This is a genomic window from Sphingomonas sp. IW22 (assembly GCF_041321155.1).
Lineage (GTDB): Bacteria > Pseudomonadota > Alphaproteobacteria > Sphingomonadales > Sphingomonadaceae > Sphingomonas.
In genome coordinates, this window is sequence record NZ_JBGGWB010000001.1 from 235,870 (window position 1) to 254,061 (window position 18,192).

The window sequence follows — 18,192 nt, forward strand, 5'->3', positions numbered from 1 at the left end:
TTATGACCGACGCGACCGCCCCCACCCTGCTTGGCTTCGACGTCTATCTGATTGCGACCGCGCTGTCGGCGGTGGCGGCGCTGGCAACGATCATGGCGGTCTATGCCGCAATCAGCATCCGCGACCCCATGGCTCGCCGGGTCAAGGCGCTGAACGATCGCCGCGAACAGCTGAAGGCCGGCATCACCGCATCGACCAGCAAGCGGCGCGCAAAGATCGTTCAGAAGAACGAGACCGCCGATCGCATCCGCAACCTGCTGCAATCGCTGAAAGTGCTGCAGGAAGAGCAGGTCAAGGCCGCTCAGGGCAAGTTGATGCAGGCCGGTATCCGGTCGAAGGAATGGGCCGTAGCCGTCATTTTTGGGCGCATGGTGCTGCCAATCGTGCTCGGCGGGCCGGTGCTGTACTGGGTATATGGCACCGACGCATTCGCTGACTGGTCGCCGCTCAAGGCATATGGGCTGGTCGCCGGTGCGCTGATCGGCTCTTACAAGGCGCCCGATCTCTACCTGAAAAACCGGATTCAGAAGCGGTCCGAAGCGATCCGAAAGGGGCTGCCCGACGCGCTCGACCTTCTGGTCATCTGTGCCGAAGCGGGCCTTACCGTGGACGCCGCCTTCCACCGCGTGGCGCGCGAGCTGGGCCGCGCCTATCCCGAACTGGGGGAAGAGTTTTCGCTGACCGCCATCGAACTCGGCTTCCTGACCGACCGGCGGCAGGCGTTCGAAAATCTGTCGATGCGCGTCGATCTGGAGGCGGTGAAGGGCGTCGTCACCACAATGATCCAGACCGAGAAATATGGCACGCCGTTGGCGTCGGCGCTGCGCGTCCTGTCGGCTGAGTTCCGCAACGAACGGATGATGCGCGCCGAGGAAAAGGCAGCCCGCCTGCCCGCGATCATGACCGTCCCATTGATCCTGTTCATCCTGCCGGTGCTCTTCATCGTCATCCTCGGCCCGGCGGCCTGTTCGATCAACGATCAACTGCTCAATCGGTAAGGGAACAGCGGCGGCGGTCCCGCCGTTCTGCCCCCGTAACAGGAGGCGTCCCATGCTGTTTTCGACACCCACCCAATATGCCGTGCTTGCGCTTTGCCTGATCGCGGGCTGGCTGTTCGGGCTGGCCAGCCATCCGGGCGGCCGCAAGTGGAAGGACCGCTATCGCGCGCAGGAGGCCGAGCACAGGGCCGCGCGGGAAGGGCTGACCACCCGCGACGCTCGCATTCACGAGCTGGAGCGCGAACGCGACGAGGCGCTGCGCCATCGCGATACTCATGCGACCCTCTTGGCAGCGGGCGGCACGGCGGCACTGGCGGGCGGAGCTGCGAGCACGAAATCGACCGGCTGGTTCGGCTGGGGCCGCGACAATCTGTCGCGCATTCACGGCATTGACGAGGCGACCGAACATGCGCTTCGGGCCGAGGGCATAAAGACCTATGCCGCCATCGAAGCGCTGAGCTCGGCGGATGAGACCGCGCTGGAAGATCGCCTGGGCTTTGGCCGGGGTCGCATCGCCCAGCAGCAATGGCGGGAACAGGCATCGCTGCTGCGCGAAGGCAATGATGACGAACATGAGCGTCGCTGGCGCTAACCCCGGAACAGTCCGCCCAGCACTCCGCGCATGATCTTCGCGCCCAGCCCGCCGCCACCCCGGCGGCTGGAGCCGAAGACGGCCTTCGTCACCTCGTTCGCAACCGTCCGCCCGACGCTGGAGGCGGCGGACCGCGTGGCCGAGTTGACCGCGCGGTTCCATGGCGAGCTGGCCGCCTCTCTCGCTTCGGCGCGGCGTTGACGCTCCGCCTCTCGTGCGGCGCGTTCCGCATCGCGGTCGGCAGCGATCCGGGCGCGTTCGGCTTCCTTGGCGGCGCGCGCCTCAGCCTTCAGCCGAGCGGCCTCCTCCTTTTGCGCCGTCGCCAACGCTTCAGCCTCGGCAGCAGCGGCGGCCGCCTCTTCGGCCTTGGCACTCAGCAGTTCCTCAGCCGACTCGCGGTCGATCGCCTGATCATATTTGCCGCCGATCGCGTCTGTTTCGACCAGAACGCGCCGCTCCACCGCGCTGACTGGCCCCACCCGGCTGCGCGGTGGTTTGATCAGCGTGCGTGTGACCGGCGAAGGCGCGCCATCGGCCTGCAGCAGCGAGACCAGCGCCTCACCCACCTTCAGTTCGGTAATCGCGGTAGCGACATCGACATCGGGATTGGCGCGAAACGTCTCTGCGGCCGCCCGGACCGCGCGCTCATCACGCGGCGTGAAGGCGCGCAGCGCGTGCTGGATGCGGTTCCCCAATTGCCCGGCCACGCTTTCGGGAATGTCGATCGGGTTCTGGGTGACGAAATATACCCCGACTCCCTTTGACCGGATCAGCCGCACCACCTGCTCCACCTTTTCCAGCAAGGCAGCCGGGGCATCGTCGAAAAGCAGATGCGCCTCATCGAAAAAGAACACCAGACGCGGCTTATCAGGGTCGCCCGCCTCGGGCAGCGTTTCGAACATTTCCGACAGCAGCCACAACAGGAAGCTGGCATAGAGGCGGGGACTGGCCATCAGCTTGTCAGCGGCCAGAATGTTGACGACACCGCGCCTCATATCGTCGGTCGTCAGGAAATCGGCGATGTCCAGCGCAGGTTCGCCAAAGAAATGCGTCCCGCCCTGCCCGCGCAATTGCAGGATCTGGCGCTGGATCGCGCCGACGCTGGCCTTGCTGACATTGCCATAGGTCGTCGAAATCTCATCCGCGCGCGCTGCACATTCGGCCAGCATCGCCTGAAGATCGTCGAGGTCGAGCAACAACAGCCCTTCCTCGTCCGCCAAGTGAAAGGCGATGGTCAGCACGCCTTCCTGCGTATCGTTCAGGCCCATCAGTCGCGCCAGCAGCAACGGCCCCATTTCGCTGATCGTCGCGCGTACCGGATGCCCTTGCTCGCCGAACAGGTCCCAGAACTGAACCGGACATTCGCGATATGCCCAGTCGGCGTCGCCCACCTCTGCCGCACGTTCGGCAAAGATCGCATGGGTCTTGCTCTGGGGTGATCCGGCCATGGCCAGGCCGGACAGGTCCCCCTTCACATCGGCGACAAAAACGGAAACGCCCGCGTCGGAGAAACCCTCGACCAGCCCCTGCAGGGTGACGGTCTTGCCGGTCCCGGTGGCTCCGGCGATCAGGCCATGGCGATTGGCCCGTTTCAGCACCAGCGATCGGGGTTCGGCGCCCCCCGCCCCTGCGCCGATGAAAAGAGAAGCCGCCGCGTCCGCCATTCCCGCCACTCCGATCATTGTCGAATGATAGGATTAGGCGGAAATGGCGGCTGCGTCAGCAATTGTCGGCGATCAATCCTCGCCGATGGCAAGCGCAAGATAGCTGGTGTTCGCCCGTCGCTGGATCACAACCAGAATCTGGCTGCGACCCGCTTCGCGCACCGCCTGAACCTGACGCTGAATATCCGCAGCAGAGGCAACCGGCTGGCGATTGACCGAACGGATTACGTCACCGCGACGGAGACCCTTTCGACCAGCGTCGCTCGACGGATCGACCGCCGCAACAACAACGCCCTTGGTGGCAGGATCGACACCGATCGAACGAGCGATCGACGGCGTCAGCGGCTGAACGCCCAGACCCAGCGAATTACGAGCATTCGCGGCGGGAGGTGCACCCTCCGGAGCGCCTTCCTGCTCCAGCTGGAACCCGGCGATTTCCTCTTCGGAAGGTCGGGTCCCCACAACCGCGGTCACGTTTACGCGGCGACCCTCGCGGATCAGCTCGATCGGCACGCGGGTGCCCGGCGCCGAATTGGCGACGAGGTAGCTCAGCGTATTCTGCGGATCGACATCGCGACCGTTCACCTTGACGATCACGTCGCCTTGGCGAATGCCAGCCTTCTCGGCCGCCTGGCCCGGCTCGACCCGCGCGATCAACTCGCCCTTGTTACGCTCGATCCCCAATGCGGCGGCCAGATCATTGTCGATCGGCTGGATACCGACGCCGAGATAGCCGCGCTCAGGCGTCTTGCCCTTCATCAGCGTCTCTACGATCGGGCGTGCCTGTTCGGCGGGGATCGCAAAGCCGATGCCGACATTGCCGCCGGTCGGCGACAGGATCTGCGAATTGATGCCGATGACATTGCCCTGCATGTCGAACAGCGGCCCGCCCGAATTACCCCGGTTGATCGAGGCATCGGTCTGGATGAAACGGTCGAACGGTCCGCCCCCAGTGACGCGGTTGACCGACGAGATGATACCCGCCGTCACGGACCCGCCCAGGCCGAACGGATTGCCGATCGCGACGACCCAATCGCCGACGCGCGCCTGCGCCGAATTGCCAAAGCGGACGAAGGGCAGGCTGCGCCCCTCGATCTTCAGCACGGCAAGGTCGGACGCCGGGTCGCGACCGACCACGCGCGCGTCGAACTCGCGCTGATCGGCCAGCGTGACGCGCACCGATTCGACGGTCGCGTTGGGCGAGCCTGCCGAAATCACGTGATTGTTGGTGACGACATAACCATCGGCCGAAATCAGGAAACCCGATCCCAGCGACTGGCCTTCCTGCGTGCGCGGGCGCCCGCCGCCGCCCTGACCAAAGAACTGCTCGAACGGCGTTCCGGCAAAGGGGTTGCTGGGCACGGTCACGCGCTGCGTGGTCGAGATGTTGACGACCGCCGGCTGAAGCTTCGCCACCATTTCGGCAAAGCTCATCGGCGCGCCCGCGCGCGGCGCGGTGGCGGAAATTGCGCCGGGTTCGTTCTGCGCGGTCTGCGCCGAAATCATCGAGGGCTGAACGGCAAGCGTAACGGCGGTGCCGCCAAGCAGCAGCGCGCTGGTAATCGCATAGGCGTAACGCACGAATTCGGGTTCCTTCCTGGCTACGGTTTACACTTGTTTTCGCAAACCGATGCTGAACTGCGATTGAATGTGAACGGGTGGTCAGCTTGTGTGACTCACCCCTCCCCCATTTAGTTCCCGCCTCCCCGGCCACCACGCGTAAAGGCGCGGAGATAATCGTTCTGGGGCGACAGGATGATCGACGTTCCATCGCGCTCGCCATCGCCATCGGCACCAAAGCTGTAACGATAGGACTGCATCGCCCGATAGAAGTCGTAGAAATCAGCATCCTTGTTGAACGAAGCTGAATAGACGCGCGCTGCCTCTGCATCGGCATTGGCGCGGATGATCTGCGCTTCACGCAGGCCCTGCGCCTCGATGGTCAGCGCTTCCTGGCGACGTGCCGTCGCCATGCGGCGCAACGCCGATTCAAGCGGCGTTCCCGTGGGCAGGTCCGCCTTGCGGATCCGCACATCGACGATTTCGGCACCATATTGCCGCGCGACACGGTCGAGCGCGGTCTGGATATTGTCCATCACCTGCGCACGCTCCGGCGAGAGCAGCATCGCGAAGGGGCGCTTGCCCAGTTCGTTGCGCAGCGCCGAGCTGAGCAGCGGACGAAGCTGATCCGCCACGCGCTGTTCGGTATTGGCGGTCGAGCCGGTCGAGATCACCGCCTGAAGCGGGTTTACAACGCGGAACCGGGCAAAGGCGTCGACCTCCAGCCGCAACTGATCGGTGGACAAAACGGGCTGGTTGTCCAGCTCGATATCCAGCACCCGCTTGTCGATCCACACGATGCGATCGATGAACGGGATACGGGCGACCAAACCGGCACCCGTACGGCCGAACTGCTCCCCGCGCTGATACTGGTTGATCAGCTGGATCGGGTTCTGGAACCGCAGGATCACGGCCTGTTTTGTTTCCGGCACGATCGCGAACGTGTTGGCCAGAATAACCACCAGCGCCAGCAACAGCACGCCGATGGCCATCGGATTGCGGAACAGACGCGTTCCCATCACTGGCCTCCCTGATTGGTCTGGGGCTGGGCGGGCGTCGCTTCCTGCACGGCGGGCGGCGTCTCACGACGGCGGCCTGCCGCTTCGGGCAAGGGCAGATAGGGGGTCACGCCCGGCGCTTCGATCACCGTCTTGTTCGACTTGGCCAGCACGGCCTCCATCGTTTCGTAATAAAGGCGGCGACGCGTCACTTCGGGTGCCTGACGATATTGTTCGTAGATCTTGTCGAACTGCGCGGCTTCACCTTGCGCCCGGGCGATGATCTGCTGGGCATAAGCGCGGGCCTGATTCATGTTCGCCTGTGCCTGCTGCTGCGCGGCGCTGACGGCCTTGAAATCCTCGTCCACGGCCTGGGGTGCCACGGCCTGCTTGATCGCGACGCCCAGCACGCGAACGCCCGAATTATATTCGTCGAGGATCACTTGCATCCGCTGCATCACCTCGGCCTCGATATTGGTGCGGCCAGCCCCAATCGCTTCGTTCAACGTGGCGCCTGCGACCGACGCCCGCATCGCGCTTTCGGCGACCGCGCGCACCGTGTCGCGCGGATTGGCCAGCTGAAATGCGTAATCTTCGGCATTCTGGATGTTCCAGCGGACCGAATAGGCCAGATCGATGATGTTCTGATCCTCGGTCAGCATCAGGTTTTCGGTTGCCGCCTGCGGGAAATCCTCAACCCGCGCTTCCTGAACGTCGATCTTTTCGACGCTGGCAAAGGGCGCCGGCAGGGTCACCTGGATGCCGGGATTGAGCGTGGTCGAATAACGGCCGAACAGCGAAACCACGCCCTTTTCCTGCGGCGCGATCGAGTGAAAGGATGTGAACGCCAGCCAGATCAGGACGAAAACGCCGACCACGATCAGCCAGATGCTCTGGCCACCGGGCAAGTGCAGATTGCCGCCGCCCGGATAGCCGCCGCCCCCGCCACCGCCACCGCCGCGTGCGCGTTTCAGAAACTCGTCCAGCGACGTGGCGTTGGGTTTTGGCCGCCGTCCTTCGGGCGGGAAGGCCCATGGATTGCGCGGGCCGCCATCGCCGCCCCCGTTGCCGCCATTGCCACCGTTGCCCCAGGGGCCTTTCGGATTGTCGTTTCGGAGCACGCCAGCGCGCGCGATCCAGCCCATCCTTCGTGTCATGCCGTCTTTATAGGGGTCCGCGCGCCGATTAACAGTGGCGGGAACGCGGTCAGTGCCTATGTGCGCGCACATGAACGCAAAGGATCAGCTCGAAGCCCTGCTCGCCCCCCTCGCCGCCGGTCGCGCGACCGTGCGAGTCGACGGTGCGCGCGCCAGCATCATTCTGGACGTAACCGGCCTTCCCCCCGCCGCTCGCGATACCCTTGCCGCTGATATCGAAGCCGTGGCGACGGGGGTACCGGGGATCGAGACGGTGCGCGTTGCGCAGACCAGCCAGCGCGTCACTCGCCGCCTGATCGCGGTCGCCAGCGGCAAGGGCGGGGTCGGGAAATCGACCGTTTCCACCAATCTGGCCGTCGCGCTGGCTGCGTCGGGCCGTGCCGTGGGTATGGTGGACGCCGATATTTACGGCCCCTCCCAGCCCCGACTGCTGGGTATCGACGGCATCAAGCCCGAAGCGCGCGACAACAAACTGGTGCCCGTCCCGTCGCCGCACGGTGTGCCCCTGCTGTCGGTCGGGCAGCTTGTTCCGCCGGAAAAGGCGCTGGCATGGCGGGGGCCAATGGCCACCAACGCGCTCACGCAGCTGCTCGACGGAAATTGGGACGGGACCGACACGCTCGTCGTCGATATGCCGCCCGGCACCGGCGACGTGCAGCTGACGATGATCCAAAAACACAAACCCGCAGGCGTGGTGATCGTATCGACGCCGCAGGATCTGGCGCTGATCGACGCGCGGCGCGCGATCGACCTGTTCGGACAGGCGGGCGTGCCCGTCATCGGGCTGGTCGAGAATATGTCGGGCTATGCCTGTCCGCATTGTGGGGAGGTTTCGGATCCGTTCGGGACTGGCGGCGCGGAGCGGGCGGCGACCGATCTGGGCATCCCCTTTCTCGGCCGGGTGCCGCTGACCATGGCTATTCGCCAGGCGTCGGATGCGGGGAACGTGGGGGAGCGCGCGGCGTTCGACGCCATTGCCGCCCTTGTGGGCGAATGGATCGACCGACAGGGATGACGTGATGCCGCTGACCACTGACGACGATATTCGCACGCTGCTGGAATCAGCGCGCACCATTGCTGTGGTCGGCGCGTCCGATCGGGCGAACAGGCCCAGCTATGGCGTGATGAGGACGCTGCAGGCCCATGGCTATCGCGTGATCCCCGTCAATCCGCAGATTACGGGCGAGCATGTGCACGGCGAGTTCGTATTTCGCGACCTGTCGCAACTGGGCGATTCGATCGACATCGTCGACATCTTCCGCAATTCGGCGGCAGCTGGAGAGGCCGTCGATCAGGCCATCGCCGCCGGGGCGAAGGCGGTTTGGATGCAGCTGGGTGTCATCAACCACGAAGCCGCGGCGCGCGCCGAAGCGGCTGGGTTGAAGGTGGTAACGGATCGCTGTCCCGCGATCGAATTGCGACGGCTGGCGATCGCCCCCGTCGCCTGAGCCACCGGGCGGGCAGCGATCAGCTGATCGAGCCCGCAACCGGATTGAGCAGATAGATCAGCGCCGAAGTGACACAAAACGCGGCGGCGCCGATCCGAAAGCTTGTGCTGGCCGGTTTCGGCGTCCGCGCGCTCATGCCAGCGGAACCGACGGCGCCGACGCGACGACGAGGATTGCGGTGAAGAAAAGCGCCGCAGCCATCGACGCGACCGAGTTCTTGAGCGAAGCCGTACGAAGCATGATCAAATTCCCTTTTGTCGGAACGCCGGACCATCCCGCGACCGATGCAGGGGCGTTTGCACGGCGCGTGCCAAATCACGAAAGGCGCGCAATCGCGCCATTTCGCGCGCAACACTTGGGAGTTTTCGCCAAACCGCCGGTGATTTTCACCGATCAGATGGAAACGTCACCATCCACGAAGATGCAGTCGCGACCGGACGCCTTCGCTGCATAGAGGAGCGCGTCGGCACGTTCGAATACCTTCGCAAGTGGCTCGTTCGCCAGCGCCAGGCTGATGCCGGTCGAAAAGGTGACGGTGCCGATCAGCACGTCGCTTTCGCGCAGCCGGAACCGCTTGCGCCCGATGTTGATCCGCGCTTCCTCGATCACGGCAACCGCATCCGCAATGCTGCCGTCAAACAGGATCGCGAATTCCTCACCCCCGTGCCGTGCGACGAAATGGCCGGCGCAAGCCTCGGACAGCGCCGCCGAAATGGCGCACAGCACCCGGTCGCCCACGGTATGCCCGAAACGGTCGTTGACGTGCTTGAAATGGTCCACGTCGCACACCGCAACGCACGGCGTCTGGCCCGCCGCAATGCGTTCGGCATAGGTTTCTTCAAAGGCGCGGCGGTTCGGCAAGCCGGTTAGCGGATCGCTGAGCGCGTCCCCGCGTGCCGCCTCAAGCGCGCGACGCAGTTCCTCCGCCTCGCGATGCGCCTCCTCCAGCCGACGCTCGGCTTCGCGAACACGGGCGATCATCGCTGCGGTGATGCGTGAAACATCCTCCACAAAGGGCGGCGACGCGCCCTGTTCAGCGCGTGAGCGTTCAATGGCGTCGGCACTGGCGATCAGGTCGCGACCGAAATCGCGCGCCTGTGTGTGCATCCGCACGACGACGTCGGTAAACCCGTCCATCTGGGCCTGCGCACGGGCGGCGAGCAGCTCTGCGGCTTCGGTAACCTGCTGCGAATCGGCGGCAAGCTGGCTGTGCTCGACCTTCATGCCCAGTTCGTCCAGGTCGCGCTGCGTCAGACGCACGCCGCCATCGGTCCGCGCGGCAACCTCCTGAGCCAACGCGCTGTCGGTTTCGGTCACGACGGCATAGGCAATGGCATAGTTTGCGGGGCTGGGTTCGATCCGCTGTGCGACCAGAAACTCCCCGATTCGCTGATACAGCGCCGGCGACTTCTGCGCCGAAGCGACAGCGTCAGACTGCTGAAGCGGCGCCATCCTCTTCAAAACATCCCCCTGCACGAACCAGACCGTCCGGCCCGACCCCCAGACCGTTAGCCACAAATACCTAACAACCCGTCAGCGCGCGGGCGCCGACGTGTCATGTTTTTGCGGATTCGATCAGTTGCGGCTGAGCCCGCGTACCGCAGCCAGTGTCGAGCGCACATGATCGACCGGGTTCATGTCGCTATGCGCGAACACCACCTTGCCGTCGCGTGCGATGACATAGCTGGTCCGGTCGCTCATCGTCCGTGTCATGCCGGGGCGATCGAGCAGGACGTCATATTCGCGCATCAGCTCCGGCGTTGCCGTGGCAACGGGAAAGCGGCCGGCGCAATGTTCGTTCGAGAATTTCTGAAGCTGCGGCAGCGTGTCGGCCGACATGCCGATCACGCGCGCACCCGCCGCGCGAAATTGCGGCATCGCTTCGGCAAAGGCCTTTGCCTCGGCATTACAGCCGGAGGTGAAGGCGGCGGGGAAGAAATACAGCACCACTGGCCCATGGCGCAGCTGTTCGTTCAGGTGCAGGCGAAACGGCTTTCCGGCCAACGCGCCCTGGGTTGTGAAATCGGGCGCCTTCACGCCCGGCGCCAACGCTGCCCCTGCCGGTAACGCCGCAACCGCCATGGCTGCAACCAATGCCAAACGAACCACGCGCATCGACGATTCCTCCCTGTAAGGATACGCTAGCCCCACATGGAGCGACTGTCGATTACCGAGTGAGTGCGATCCCCAGCCGCGCATGGGTGTCGCGCCTGTCATACTGGTCCAGCGCCTCGCCATAGCCGGTATAGACCTGACCGAAAGCATGGATGCCGAGGCCGAACCCCAGACGTGCCAAGGGGTGGGACAGAAACAGTTCCGCCGCCCCGCGCCCCGTGCCGGGATTGCCGCGCGCAACCAGTTGCAGCTTCACCCCGTCGGTGCGCCCGATGGCCGCGCCGATCTGGCCATAGCCCATATAGCGTTCGATATCGTCGGCCACGCCCTGCTTGCCGACATAGAACCACAGCTGCGGCGTGACTTCGCCATACCAGCGGTCGCCCAGGTCGAAGCGGCGCGTGACGCGGGCATAGATGCGGTTGACGTCGATCGAACCGACATCGCCCCGCCCGTTGGAATCATGGGCATAGCCGATTGCCGCGACCGCATCCTGCGACAGTGGCATCTCGTAAAACACTTCCGGGCTGTAGTTGGTCGATACGAACGGCCCCGACGGCAAGTCGACACGCCAGAACATCGTCTGCGTCCACGCGAAACGCAGTCCATTAAGCGCGCCATTGGTTTCAAAGGGTTGGAAGGCAAAGCTCAATTGCAGCTTGCCGCCCGCATCTTCCAGACCGAATGCCCCATAGGTGGGTCGATAAGGCGTGAAGCGACGCGCAATCGCCGATGCGGTGCCGGCGGAACCCAGCACTTCCTGTTCCCGCGACGCCGCGACAGCATCGGCAGCCTCACGCTCCGGCGTGTCGGGCACGGGCGCCGCCACTTCCGCCACGCTGATCGTCGCGGGACGATAGCGCGCCTTGCCAAAGCCGCCCGGCGGCACGGGCAGCAATGCCGGCCCTTCCCGCTCCAGCTTCAGGCGCGTTCCGTCGGCGGCTGTGACCTCAAGCCGTTCGGGCGCCTTCGGGTCGATGGGCGTATCGCCCTCGTTCGGAAAAAAGACCAAGACCCCGCTCTCGCTTGCAGCGGTGGCAGAGGGGGGCTGCTGTGGCACGGGCGCGATCTGGGCCAGGGCCGGGGCGGCGCTGGCGATAGCGGGCAGGAACAGGATCAGGCGCATCGGAACACCATTGCCACGACGATATGACGGTTGAGCACACGAACGCGATCAGCCCACGGCGCGGCTGTGCGTAGCGAGTGACGCTGGGCCGACCGGCTTTTGCTCCCCACGCGAATAGGTGCCGGTCAGCACACCCGCTGCCAGCACACGACCGCTCATGGCCTTCAGCATGGCCGATCGGCTGGGATTGCGTCTAAGGTCGGGCCCATCGGCCAGCGCGAACAGCTGAAACGCATAATGGTGGACGCCGTGCCCGGTGGGCGGGTCGGGCGGCAGCCAGCCTTCTGCAAAATAACTGTTGCGGCCCACATCATGCCCCTCGCCCGCGCCATCCGCGACGATCGCGCCTTCCTTCAGATCGCCCTCACCCGGCGGCAGATCCCAGACCACGGCATGAACCAGCGGCGAGGGTGTCGGCGCATCGGCATCCTCGACCAGCAGGGCCAGCCGCACCGCCTCTTTCGGCACTCCGGTCCAGAACAGGGGCGGCGACACGCCCTCCCCATCGGCCGTAAAGCGTTCGGGCAGGCGCGCGCCATTGGCAAATGCCGGGCTGGCCAGATGCAGCGACGCGAACGTTCCCAGCCCCGGCTGAACGATTGCCAGCTTTTCCTCGCCTGCGCGCAACCCCTTCAGCGCCTTGCCAAGCCACGAGGGGACGTGTTCCAGCATGTCAGAGGTCCAGTTTCTCGTAATCGGCGTGGGGCGCGATCACTTCCATGCGTTCGGCCAATAGCGGGCGGAAACTGGGGCGGCTTTTCATGCCGACATACCAGCGCTTGCTCGGCTCATGGCTTTTCCAGTCGATGCCGCCCAGATAATCGGCGACCGAAATCTGCGCCGCCGCCGCCAGATCGGCTAGGCTCATCGTCGCACCTGCCAGCCATTGCCGGTGGTCCAGCAGATAATCGATATAGTCGAGATGCGCGACCGCCGCTTTCATCGCCTCTCGCAGGCGCCCGGAATCGGGGGAGGTTCGCAGCACCAGCCGCTTCTCCATCCGCTCCGTCAAAAGCGGCCGGGTGATGTCGCGATAGAAATGAACGTCGAACCACGTCACCAGCCGCCGGATTTCCGCCCGATCCGCCGCCGTGCCGTTCAGCATCGCCGACTTTTCGACCGTTTCCTCAAAATATTCACAGATCGCCATCGAATCGATCATCGGGCGGCCGCCGCGCTCGCTATGCACCATCACCGGCGTTTCGCCGGCAGGATTCATGTCGAGAAATTCGTCGCGCCGCAGCCATGGCGACTCGCGCACCGGCTCATAGCCAACGCCCTTCTCGGCCAGCAGCAGCCGGACCTTGCGGGAAAAGGGACACAGGGGGAACTGGTAGAGAAGCCACATACTTGTTCTGTTAATGACGCCGCCGGACGAGGGAAAGGGGCGAGTGGCGTGACAAGCGTGATATGGCTGGCGGCGGCGTGGGTGATGGCGCTTTTGCGCGGATCGCACGGCGCGCGCGTCGCGGCGTTGCTGGCAGCCTGTGTCGCCGGAACGACGTTTCCAGACCTCGATTTCAACCTGTTGCTCACCCATCGAAGCGCCGTGACGCACAGTGTGCTGGTGCCGCTGTTGCTGCTCGCATGGACGCGCGCACGGGCGATCGCGCCGGGGCTGACGATGGGAATGGGCTTTCACCTGGCCGCCGATTGTTTTCCCAACGCGATGCGCGGCTATGCCACGGTCAAGCTGCCGCTGTTCGGCTCGATCGGGGCCGACGCGTCCTATCTGTGGCTGGGCGCCAATGCGCTGGTCGCCTTTGCGGCGGGGCTGGCGCTGCTGGATCGTTCGCTGCCGCGCGGGTGGCGCGTTGCCGCCTTGGCCGGATATGCGGCGATCGGCACGTCCTATCTGTTCGTCACCGATGGCGGCTGGCCCGCGCTGGCCATCTTTGCCGCTGCCGGGTGGCTGGCGGTGCGCCGACGCAAGGCCGCGCGCACCGCCTGATCCGTCATTCCGCCGCGACGAATTCCGGCGCGGTGCGGTCGTCGATCGGCACTTCCAGCCGATCGATCATCTCGCGCGGCACGACCTGCCAGAAATGGCCGCGCACCCGTTCCCAATCGCTGATCAAACCGTTCGACCACTTGCTGTCGGTCGATTCGGCATGGGCTGAGATCAGGTCGCGAAGCACCGTTTCCCAATGCGCCGAAGAGAGGCGGTTCCACGTCAGGCTTTCGCCATTCGCCCGGTCGGGAAAGCGGTTTTCGGGGTCGTAGATGAACGCCATGCCACCGGTCATGCCCGCCCCGAAATTGGTGCCGACCTCACCCAGCACGACCGCGATACCGCCCGTCATATATTCGCATCCGTTCGCGCCGCAGCCCTCGACCACCACCTTGGCGCCCGAATTGCGGACGGCGAAGCGTTCGCCCGCCTGCCCCGCCGCGAACAACTCACCCGACGTTGCGCCGTAAAGGACGGTGTTGCCGATGATCGTGTTCTTGTGGCTCGCCAGCGGCGACGACACCATCGGCCGAACGACGATGCGCCCGCCCGACAGCCCCTTGCCGACATAGTCGTTGGCATCGCCGAACACTTCCAGCGTCACGCCCTTGCACAAAAACGCGCCCAGCGACTGACCCGCACTGCCGCGCAGGCGGACATGGACATGCCCATCGGCCAGCTTCGACATGCCGAACCGGCGCGTCAGCTCGCTCGACAACCGCGTGCCGACCGCACGGTGGGTGTTCCGCACCGAATAGGTCAGCTGCATCTTCTCTCCGCGCGCGAACACGGGCGCGGCATCCTTGATCATCTGGGCGTCAAGGCTGTCGGGCACGTCGTTGCGGAAGGTGTTCAGGCTGAACCGGCGTTCCGCATCGCTGGCATCGACCTTGGCCAGGATGGGGTTCAGGTCCAGATCGTCCAGATGCTCGGCCCCGCGGCTGACCTGACGCAGCAATTCGGTGCGGCCGATCACTTCGTCCAGGCTGGTGCAGCCAAGCCGCGCCAGGATTTCGCGCACTTCCTCCGCAATGAAGGTCATCAGGTTGATGACCTTTTCCGGCGTGCCGACGAACTTCTGGCGCAGTTTCTCATCCTGCGTGCACACACCCACCGGACAGGTGTTCGAATGGCACTGGCGCACCATGATGCAGCCCATCGCCACCAGCGACAGCGTGCCGATGCCGAATTCCTCGGCGCCCAGGATGGCCGCAATTACAATGTCGCGCCCGGTCTTAAGCCCACCATCGGTGCGCAGCTTCACCCGGCCGCGCAGACCGTTCAGCGTCAGCGTCTGGTTGACTTCGGACAGACCCATTTCCCACGGAGTGCCAGCATATTTGATGCTGGTCTGCGGGCTGGCGCCCGTCCCACCGACATGGCCCGACACCAGAATGACGTCGGCATGCGCCTTTGCCACGCCTGCCGCGACGGTGCCGATGCCCGCAGAGCTGACGAGCTTGACGCACACCCGCGCGCGCGGATTGATCTGCTTCAGGTCGTAGATCAGCTGCGCCAGATCTTCGATCGAATAAATGTCGTGGTGCGGCGGCGGGCTGATCAGCGTCACGCCCGGCGTCGAGTGGCGAAGCCGCGCGATGAACTCGGTCACCTTGAAGCCGGGCAACTGCCCGCCCTCACCGGGCTTGGCACCCTGTGCGACCTTGATCTCGATTTCGTCACAGGCGTTCAGATATTCCGCCGTCACGCCGAATCGGCCCGACGCCACCTGCTTGATCACCGAATTGGCATTGTCACCATTTTCATAGGGTCGATAGCGGATCTTGTCCTCGCCCCCCTCACCCGACACCGCCTTGGCGCCGATGCGGTTCATGGCGATGGCCAGCGTCTCATGCGCTTCGGGGCTGAGCGCGCCCAGCGACATGCCCGGCGTGATGAAGCGCTTGCGGATTTCGGTGATCGCCTCGACCTGATCGATGCTCACGCCCTCCCGCGGGAAATTGAATTCCAGCAGGTCGCGAAGGTAAACGGGCGGAAGGTCGCGCACGCCGCGCGCGAATTGCAGGTAAGTGGAGTAGCTGTCGGTCGAAACCGATGTCTGCAACAGGTGCATCAGCTGCGCGGAATAAGCGTGCGTCTCGCCCGAATGGCGCTGGCGATAAAAGCCGCCGATCGGCAGCGTCGTCACTGCCGTATCGAACGCCGCCGCGTGCCGGTCGCTGGCGTTGACATAGAGGGAGGCATAGCCTTCCCCCGAAATCTTCGCCGGCATGCCGGGGAACAGGTCGGCGACCAGCGCGCGCGACAGGCCAACCGCCTCGAAATTATAGCCGCCGCGATAGCTGGAGATCACCGCGATCCCCATCTTCGACATAATCTTCAGCAGCCCTTCGTCGATCGCCTTCCGATACCGCTTGAGGCAATCGTCCAGCGAAAGGTCGCCGAACAGCCCCCGCGCCTGCCGGTCGGCAATCGCCGCTTCGGACAGATAGGCGTTCACCGTGGTCGCGCCGACACCGATCAGCACCGCAAAATAGTGAGTATCCAGACACTCGGCAGTGCGGACATTGACGCTGGCGTATGACCGCAAGCCGCGCCGGACCAGATGCGTATGCACCGCCGCCGCCGCCAGCACGCCGGGGATCGCCACCCGGTCCTCATCCACGCGCTCGTCGGTCAGGAACAATTCGGTCCGCCCTTCGCGCACCGCCTGTTCGGCCTGCGCGCGAAGCTGGGTGATGGCGGCGCGAAGCCCCTCCTGCCCGCTTCCCGCCGCGAAAGTGGTGTCGAGTTCGGCGGCCTGCCCCCCGAAATAGGTCTTTAGCCGCGCCCATTCGGCACCGACCAGCACCGGCGATTCCAGCACCAGCACGCGCCCCTTGGCCGCTTCGACATCAAGGATGTTGGCCAGATTGCCAAAACGGGTCTTCAGGCTCATCACATGCCGTTCGCGCAATGGGTCGATCGGCGGGTTGGTGACCTGAGAGAAATTCTGGCGGAAGAACTGGCTGATCAGTCGCGGCTTGTCGCTGATGACCGCCAGCGGCGTATCGTCGCCCATCGACCCGATGGCTTCCTTGGACGTTTCGACCATGGGCGCCAGGATCAGCTCCATATCCTCCAGCGTCTGGCCCGCCGCCACCTGACGACGCGCCAGTTCAGCCCGGTCGAACGACACGGTGCCCGCCTCGGCAGTGGGCAGGTCATCCATCGACAGATAACCGCCGATCATGCCGGCATAATCATGTTCGCCTGCGATCCGGTCCTTGATCTCGCGATCGTGGAACAGGCGCCCTTCGTCCAGGTCGACCGCGATCATCTCACCCGGCCCAAGGCGGCCCTTTTCGACCACGCTGGTCTCAGGTACCATCACCATGCCCGTCTCCGACCCGACGATCAGCAGCCCGTCGGCGGTGTGCGTGTAACGAAGCGGACGCAGCGCGTTGCGGTCCAGCCCGGCCACGACCCAGCGGCCATCGGTCATCGCAAGCGCGGCGGGGCCGTCCCATGGCTCCATCACGCTGGCAAGATAGGTGTACATCGCCTGATGCGCTTCGGGCATGTCGGCGCGGCCCTGCCACGCTTCGGGCACCAGCATCAGCTTTGCCGTGGGCGCATCGCGGCCTGCGCGACAGATCGCCTCGAACGTCGCGTCCAGCGCCGCCGTGTCTGACGCGCCGGCCGGGATCACCGGCTTGATATCTTCCGAATGCTCGCCGAACGCGATGCTGGCCATCTTGATCTCGTGGCTGAGCATCCAGTTCTTGTTGCCGCGGATCGTGTTGATCTCGCCATTATGCGCCAGGCACCGGAACGGTTGCGCCAGCCACCATTGCGGAAAAGTGTTGGTCGAATAACGCTGGTGGAAAATGGCGACGCGGCTTTCGAACCGCTCGTCATTCAGGTCGGGATAGAATTCGCTCAGGCTCTCGGCCAGGAACAGGCCCTTGTAGATGATTGAGCGGCACGAGAGCGAACAGATGTAGAAACCGGTGATCTGCGCCGCGATGATCCGCTTTTCGATGCGGCGGCGGACCAGATACAGCGTCTTTTCGAATTCGGCCTCGTCCTGCTCTTCGGGCAGGGGGCCGGCGATCATGATCTGCTCGATCTCGGGCCGGGTCGCCTGCGCCTTCTGGCCGATGACAGACACGTCCACCGGCACCTGCCGCCAGCCATAGATAGTGTAGCCGGCATTGATGACTTCGGATTCGACGATCGTGCGGCACGTCTCCTGCGCGCCAAGATCGGTGCGCGGCAGGAAGACCATGCCCACCGCCAGACGGTTGGGCAGCACGCGGTGTCCGCTGGCAACGACGGCATCGTCAAAGAAGCGGTGCGGCAAATCGACATGGATGCCCGCGCCATCGCCCGTCTTGCCATCGGCATCCACCGCGCCCCGGTGCCAGACGGCTTTCAGCGCGTCGATCGCGGATTGCACCACGCGGCGCGACGGCTTGCCGTCGGTCGCGGCGACAAGGCCCACGCCGCACGCATCGCCCTCGAACTCAGGGCGATACATACCTTCGGTGGCAAGGCGGATACGTTCGGATTCGAGAGTCATTCCGGTTTTCTCCAATCGCTCAGGCGGCGATCGTGTTCATTCAATTCGGGTCGGCGAG

At 64.7% G+C, this 18,192-nt stretch carries 15 protein-coding genes; 5 read left to right on the forward strand and 10 right to left on the reverse strand.

The window, feature by feature from the left end:
- The first annotated feature begins 2 nt into the window (after positions 1–2).
- Positions 3–998 (forward strand): type II secretion system F family protein, encoded by a 996-nt coding sequence (locus ACAX61_RS01185; protein ID WP_370713004.1) that lies wholly within the window; start codon positions 3–5, stop codon positions 996–998.
- A 52-nt stretch (positions 999–1,050) separates the two neighbouring features.
- Positions 1,051–1,590 (forward strand): helix-hairpin-helix domain-containing protein, encoded by a 540-nt coding sequence (locus ACAX61_RS01190; RefSeq protein WP_370713005.1) that lies wholly within the window; start codon positions 1,051–1,053, stop codon positions 1,588–1,590.
- Here the strand turns inward: ACAX61_RS01190 and ACAX61_RS01195 are convergent.
- The 4 genes from ACAX61_RS01195 to hflK all read right to left on the reverse strand — a co-directional run bounded on the left by ACAX61_RS01195 (position 1,587) and on the right by hflK (position 6,969).
- Positions 1,587–3,272: a helicase HerA-like domain-containing protein gene (locus ACAX61_RS01195; protein ID WP_370713006.1), complete on the reverse strand. Its 1,686-nt coding sequence runs from the start codon at positions 3,270–3,272 to the stop codon at positions 1,587–1,589. The genes ACAX61_RS01190 and ACAX61_RS01195 overlap by 4 nt on opposite strands.
- 54 nt (positions 3,273–3,326) lie before the next feature.
- The gene (locus ACAX61_RS01200) at positions 3,327–4,835 is read right to left on the reverse strand and encodes a Do family serine endopeptidase (protein ID WP_370713007.1); all 1,509 of its coding nucleotides are present in this window, start codon (positions 4,833–4,835) and stop codon (positions 3,327–3,329) included.
- A 110-nt stretch (positions 4,836–4,945) separates the two neighbouring features.
- The gene (gene hflC, locus ACAX61_RS01205; protein ID WP_370713008.1) at positions 4,946–5,833 is read right to left on the reverse strand and encodes a protease modulator HflC; all 888 of its coding nucleotides are present in this window, start codon (positions 5,831–5,833) and stop codon (positions 4,946–4,948) included.
- Entirely contained in the window at positions 5,833–6,969 is a 1,137-nt protein-coding gene (gene hflK / locus ACAX61_RS01210) for a protease modulator HflK (protein WP_370713009.1), read from the reverse strand. The genes hflC and hflK overlap by 1 nt, the downstream gene beginning before the upstream one ends.
- Before the next feature lie 70 nt (positions 6,970–7,039).
- On the opposite strand from hflK, the gene ACAX61_RS01215 reads away from it, so the two are divergent.
- Together ACAX61_RS01215 and ACAX61_RS01220 are read left to right on the forward strand one after the other, a co-directional pair.
- Positions 7,040–7,984, forward strand: coding sequence for an Mrp/NBP35 family ATP-binding protein (locus tag ACAX61_RS01215; RefSeq protein ID WP_370713010.1), 945 nt, complete (start codon positions 7,040–7,042; stop codon positions 7,982–7,984).
- Between the two features lie 4 nt (positions 7,985–7,988).
- Complete coding sequence (locus ACAX61_RS01220; protein ID WP_370713011.1) at positions 7,989–8,417, forward strand: CoA-binding protein; 429 nt, start codon at positions 7,989–7,991, stop codon at positions 8,415–8,417.
- 393 nt (positions 8,418–8,810) lie between these two features.
- Here the strand turns inward: ACAX61_RS01220 and ACAX61_RS01225 are convergent, their stop codons facing one another.
- The 5 genes from ACAX61_RS01225 to ACAX61_RS01245 form a co-directional block, all read right to left on the reverse strand.
- The gene (locus ACAX61_RS01225) at positions 8,811–9,869 is read right to left on the reverse strand and encodes a GGDEF domain-containing protein (protein WP_370713012.1); all 1,059 of its coding nucleotides are present in this window, start codon (positions 9,867–9,869) and stop codon (positions 8,811–8,813) included.
- 123 nt (positions 9,870–9,992) lie between these two features.
- Complete coding sequence (locus ACAX61_RS01230) at positions 9,993–10,532, reverse strand: peroxiredoxin (RefSeq protein WP_370713013.1); 540 nt, start codon at positions 10,530–10,532, stop codon at positions 9,993–9,995.
- Between the two features lie 52 nt (positions 10,533–10,584).
- Complete coding sequence (locus tag ACAX61_RS01235) at positions 10,585–11,658, reverse strand: phospholipase A (RefSeq protein ID WP_370713014.1); 1,074 nt, start codon at positions 11,656–11,658, stop codon at positions 10,585–10,587.
- 48 nt (positions 11,659–11,706) lie between these two features.
- A complete protein-coding gene (locus tag ACAX61_RS01240; protein ID WP_370713015.1) occupies positions 11,707–12,330 on the reverse strand; it encodes a YbhB/YbcL family Raf kinase inhibitor-like protein in 624 nt (207 codons plus the stop codon).
- A gap of 1 nt (position 12,331) precedes the next feature.
- The gene (locus tag ACAX61_RS01245; protein ID WP_370713016.1) at positions 12,332–13,006 is read right to left on the reverse strand and encodes a glutathione S-transferase family protein; all 675 of its coding nucleotides are present in this window, start codon (positions 13,004–13,006) and stop codon (positions 12,332–12,334) included.
- A 48-nt stretch (positions 13,007–13,054) separates the two neighbouring features.
- Between ACAX61_RS01245 and ACAX61_RS01250 the strand changes: the two genes are divergently transcribed.
- The gene (locus ACAX61_RS01250) at positions 13,055–13,609 is read left to right on the forward strand and encodes a hypothetical protein (protein ID WP_370713017.1); all 555 of its coding nucleotides are present in this window, start codon (positions 13,055–13,057) and stop codon (positions 13,607–13,609) included.
- 4 nt (positions 13,610–13,613) lie between these two features.
- Here ACAX61_RS01250 and gltB read toward each other — a convergent pair whose 3' ends face one another.
- The gene (gene gltB / locus ACAX61_RS01255) at positions 13,614–18,134 is read right to left on the reverse strand and encodes a glutamate synthase large subunit (RefSeq protein WP_370713018.1); all 4,521 of its coding nucleotides are present in this window, start codon (positions 18,132–18,134) and stop codon (positions 13,614–13,616) included.
- Between the last annotated feature and the right edge of the window lie 58 nt (positions 18,135–18,192).